At 63.8% G+C, this 3920-nt stretch carries 4 protein-coding genes and 2 pseudogenes; 1 reads left to right on the forward strand and 5 read right to left on the reverse strand.

Going from position 1 to position 3920, the window contains the following annotated elements; genetic code table 11:
* On the forward strand, positions 1-210 hold a 210-nt coding region (locus Y708_RS30600; RefSeq protein ID WP_035777110.1), incomplete at its 5' end, for a hypothetical protein.
* A gap of 29 nt (positions 211-239) precedes the next feature.
* On the opposite strand, the pseudogene Y708_RS0120610 reads toward Y708_RS30600, so the two are convergent.
* The 5 genes and pseudogenes from Y708_RS0120610 to Y708_RS30110 form a co-directional block, all read right to left on the reverse strand.
* Positions 240-575, reverse strand: a pseudogene (locus Y708_RS0120610) (AAA family ATPase); the annotation flags it as partial.
* Positions 550-1413: a DUF3387 domain-containing protein gene (locus Y708_RS0120615; RefSeq protein WP_028281373.1), complete on the reverse strand. Its 864-nt coding sequence runs from the start codon at positions 1411-1413 to the stop codon at positions 550-552. The gene Y708_RS0120615 and the pseudogene Y708_RS0120610, both read right to left, overlap by 26 nt.
* Positions 1414-1595: 182 nt before the next feature.
* Positions 1596-2303 carry an ankyrin repeat domain-containing protein gene (locus tag Y708_RS26865; protein WP_216699859.1) on the reverse strand — a complete coding sequence of 236 codons (708 nt, stop codon included), beginning with the start codon at positions 2301-2303 and terminating at the stop codon, positions 1596-1598.
* Positions 2304-2761: 458 nt separating this feature from the next.
* Positions 2762-3685: an MFS transporter gene (locus Y708_RS26870; RefSeq protein ID WP_081747089.1), complete on the reverse strand. Its 924-nt coding sequence runs from the start codon at positions 3683-3685 to the stop codon at positions 2762-2764.
* Between the two features lie 12 nt (positions 3686-3697).
* Positions 3698-3920 (reverse strand): annotated as a pseudogene (locus tag Y708_RS30110) (IS630 family transposase); the annotation flags it as partial.

Genomic DNA, 3920 nt, shown 5'->3' on the forward strand with positions numbered 1-3920 from the left:
AGAGATCACCATGATCTGTTCTCCCTCGACTCGACATCATCGGCGGTGGTGACACGCCGAAACAGTGCGATATCGGGTCTGGATCTGGGCCACGATGGGACCCATGGCCAAGATTCCTGGCTACCCACGGGCATGATGGGAGGCACCGCCGAGGATGCCCTCGATACCGCCTGCGGTCTCTACCTCGGCGATCCCACCGCCTGGACCTGAACCCCCGACGAACTTACGGTGACACCCACTAGGAGCCGCGCCACGGTGGTCTTGCCAGTGCCGGGGTTTCCGAGGAAAACCAAGTGCTGTGATGTAGCTACCTCCGGCAGGCCGTGCACCTTGCGGCGCGCTTGGACTTGAAGCAACGCGACGAGGGCCCGCACCTGTTCCTTCACCGTCTCCAGCCCTACCAGTGCATCGAGCTCGGCCTGCACCTCGGAGAGGGGCCGGGCCGGCCCTGGCCGCCCACCGAACAGATCCCCGACCAGATCATCTACCCGTTCCGAACCTGGCAGTTTGAGCTGCTCTGTGAGATGGCTGAGCGTTTCGCGTAAGTCATCAAGCGGATTGCGGCTGGCAGCCATGCGTTTCTCCTGTGGCGACTGTTAGTCCGTCCGCGAGTGGATAGTTCGCGGTCGTTGAATCGGTGTGCTGGTCGGCATGGCTTGCTGGTGGGCGCGTGTCAACCGTAGTACTCCGGCGAACTTGCTGACAGGGCGCTAGACAAGTCACCGCAAGAGGAAAGTGAGTAGGAGCTCCGTTCTCCCTCGACGGAGTGAAGCAGGCCCCACGGTTGGCCTCGGCCGCTACCTCCCGTGCCAACTCCACGAGCTCCGCAATCACTTCAGCGGACGTCAGCTGCTGGTTCGTGTACATTTTCATCAGCTCGGCGATGCGTTCCGAGAAGGCGCGTTGACGGATGACGTTATTCCGCGTGGAGGTGGTCGACTCGTCAGCGATCAACTTTCGCAGCCCCTCGACGGCGAGCTGCGGATTCCGCGCCTGCTGCGTCTTCGCGATGAACTCCGGCGTCAGATCGTTCAGGGACGGCTTGGGCATTCCCGCCGCCTCGTAGATGTCCACCACCTCACCAGTCGACGTCGCAGACGCAATCAGATCACCCAGCAGCCGCTGGATCTCCTCCGGCACCGGTTCGCCGCTGGCCTGACGGTCGACGGCGTCGTACTTCGCCATCCAGACACGGATTTCCTCGTACACCTGTATTTCCGGGCGCAGCTCAGCGAGCGTCTCGGAACCCGAACACCGCGCCCAGGTACGGGACAACTGACTGGCAAGCCGACGGTAGGTCGATGCAGGCGACTCCTCGCCGTCGTCGGGCTGGTTGCCCGGGGTCGATAGGCTCCGCAGGTAGCTGACCGCGCCGGTGACGGCATCGAGGAACGCCTTCGGGCCTCCCCTCATGAGCACCGACAGCAGCGGGTGATCGGCGCCGGCGTCCTTCTCCCTCCGACTTGCTGCGCCCGAACTTCTGCAGGGTGGTGACGTAAATTCCGCCGGTGGTGCGGTTGCTCAGCTCGTCGCGCAGTTCGGAGCGCTTCTTGATTCGGCGACACTTCTCCTGCTGTTGTGGCGGCGTCCGCGGTCTACTGTTCCGCTGCGTTGCGCAGAATGGCGGCGATATCTTGGAAGCCCCGGGACGTGGCGTGCTGCAAGGGCGTCAGACCATCGCGCTGGGAGGGGAGCCTCACATCGGCGCCGCCGTCGACGAGCAGCTGCACCGTCTCCACGTACCGGGGCGAGCCATCACCCAGGATGATCGCCTCGTGCAGTGCGGTCCAGCCCGGGTTGTTCACGTGGTCAACGTTCACGTCGGTCTCCAGCAGCCTTCGCACCACGTCCGCGTGGCCACGCTCCGCGGCGCGGATCAGGGCCGTGCCGTTGTAGCTGTCGCGCGCGTGGACGTCCGCACCGTTGCGCAGGGTCAGGTCCAGCAGCTCGAGGTAGCCCTCACTCGCTGCGATGAGGAAAGCGCTCTGTTCGGTCTCGTCCTCGTAGTTGACGTCAGCACCGGCGGCGATGAGCTGGCGAGCTTGGGCGACATCGTTGTCCCAGGCCGCCCCGATCAGGTTCTGATTCAGCGCGATCAGTTCGCCGGGGGCGAGCGACGTAGGCGTAGCCGGTCGGCTGCTCAGCGAGACACCCGGAGCAGACTCCACGGCCAGCGGCGACGTGCTCGACGGGCTCACCGAAGGTGCGGACCTGGAAGGCGTCTGTTGCGTCGGACCGGTCGCCTCGCCGTTGCCGGTGCAGCCGGTCATCAGCAGCAATACGGCCAGAACACCGCCCGCCACGAGGCCCCTCACCGGGACGCCTGCCGCAGAGCCACCGAGGTGGCACGCCAAAACTTCATCGGGACCATTCCCATGCCTGCCAGCATACCCGAGCCATGAATCGGACAACCGTGGGCCAGGCACGGCGCAGCGCGGGCGTCACGGGCGTTCGCCAGGTCCGGTTACCGATCCCCAGGTGAGACGAGCCGGCGTCGCGACCACACCGGCCGTTGTCTAATAGGTTCGACACATGTGCTGCCGACTTTCCGAGCTGGTACTGAACTGCCACGATCCCGAGACGCTGTGGGAGGGGAACTGAACGCCAAATAATTCAACCATCCGCTCTGGCGTCTGCATCGGGGAGTTGCCGCCGTCGACGTCGGCCATCGCTGCCAACAGTTGGACCAGCCCACCGGTGTGCCTGTTCCGGGTCGCAAGCGCCACCGGTGCTACTCGAGCGATATCTCCGGTTCACCAGCTCAAGACAAGCGTGGGTTGGTGTCCTTCAGCCGGAATGAGACAAGGAACGCGAGCAAAGGAAAAATCAGGAGAACACCCAGCGACCAGGTGAGGCCGTACTGGTCACCCAGCCATCCGAACAGGGGAGCGCACGCTCCTCCGGCTGATACGGCAAGACCGAGAGTGACCCCGGATGCAGTCCCTATACGGTTTGGTAGGTAGTCCTGTCCAAGGGTGGTTTGGACTGAGAACGGTAAGTACAGGCCCAAGCCGAGCAACGCTACCGCCGTCACCGCGACCACCATCGATGGTGCCGCGAGAAGCATGATCAGGGACGGAAGGCAGAGAGCATAGCCCAGGCGGATGGCGAACAGGCGGGACAGCCGGTCCGCCGACCAGCCGCCGACCAATGTCCCCAATGCGCCGACGGCGAGGAAAACGGTGAGTGTCAGGGACCCTGCGGATTGCGTGACGGCAAAGCGGGAGATGACGTAGAGGACAAGGACCGTCGTTACGCCGAAATACATTACGGACCGAATCACGACCAGAACCGTCAGCCAACCGAAGAGACGCCACTGATCAGGGGCTGATGTGGTGTCCTCATGATTGGAGGCCGCGGTGGTCGAGCGCGATAGGGTGGGCGCCCTGCGGGACCGAATGCAATACAGGAATAGCGCCATTGCCACTGCAGGCAGTGCGAGGATCGGCGTTCCTGCGATACCGAAAGCGAGGAGCACCGGAGTGACGATTACGGGACCCAGGGCGATGCCGACGTTTCCACCAAGGGCAAACCAACTCATTCCCTGGGCAGATGGTCCGGCAGCCGCACGTGCTGCCTTCGCAGCTGCAGGATGATAGGCCGCGACTCCGAGGCCTGAAATTGCAATGGCGGACCAGGTCCACCAGTAGGACTCCCCGACACCCGCTAGTGGGCATGTCTGCAAGTTCGTCGGGGGTCAGACTGCTTGGTCGTTGTGCTGGTCGATTCGGCGGAGGAATGCGTTGAGGTCGATACGGCTGTAGCGCCAGTCGAACGGGCTCGCGGTGGCGTTGTAGCGGTCTTGGAAGGCCAGGATCCGTGTGGCGAGGTCGGCGAGGTTCGCGAAGTCGGTGGGGCTGATGGCTTTGCGTTGCAGGATGGAGAAGTAGATCTCTACCTGGTTGAGCCAGGACGCGTGC

The sequence above is a fragment of the Arthrobacter sp. H5 genome (assembly GCF_000520595.1).
In the GTDB taxonomy this organism is placed as follows: domain Bacteria; phylum Actinomycetota; class Actinomycetes; order Actinomycetales; family Micrococcaceae; genus Arthrobacter_D.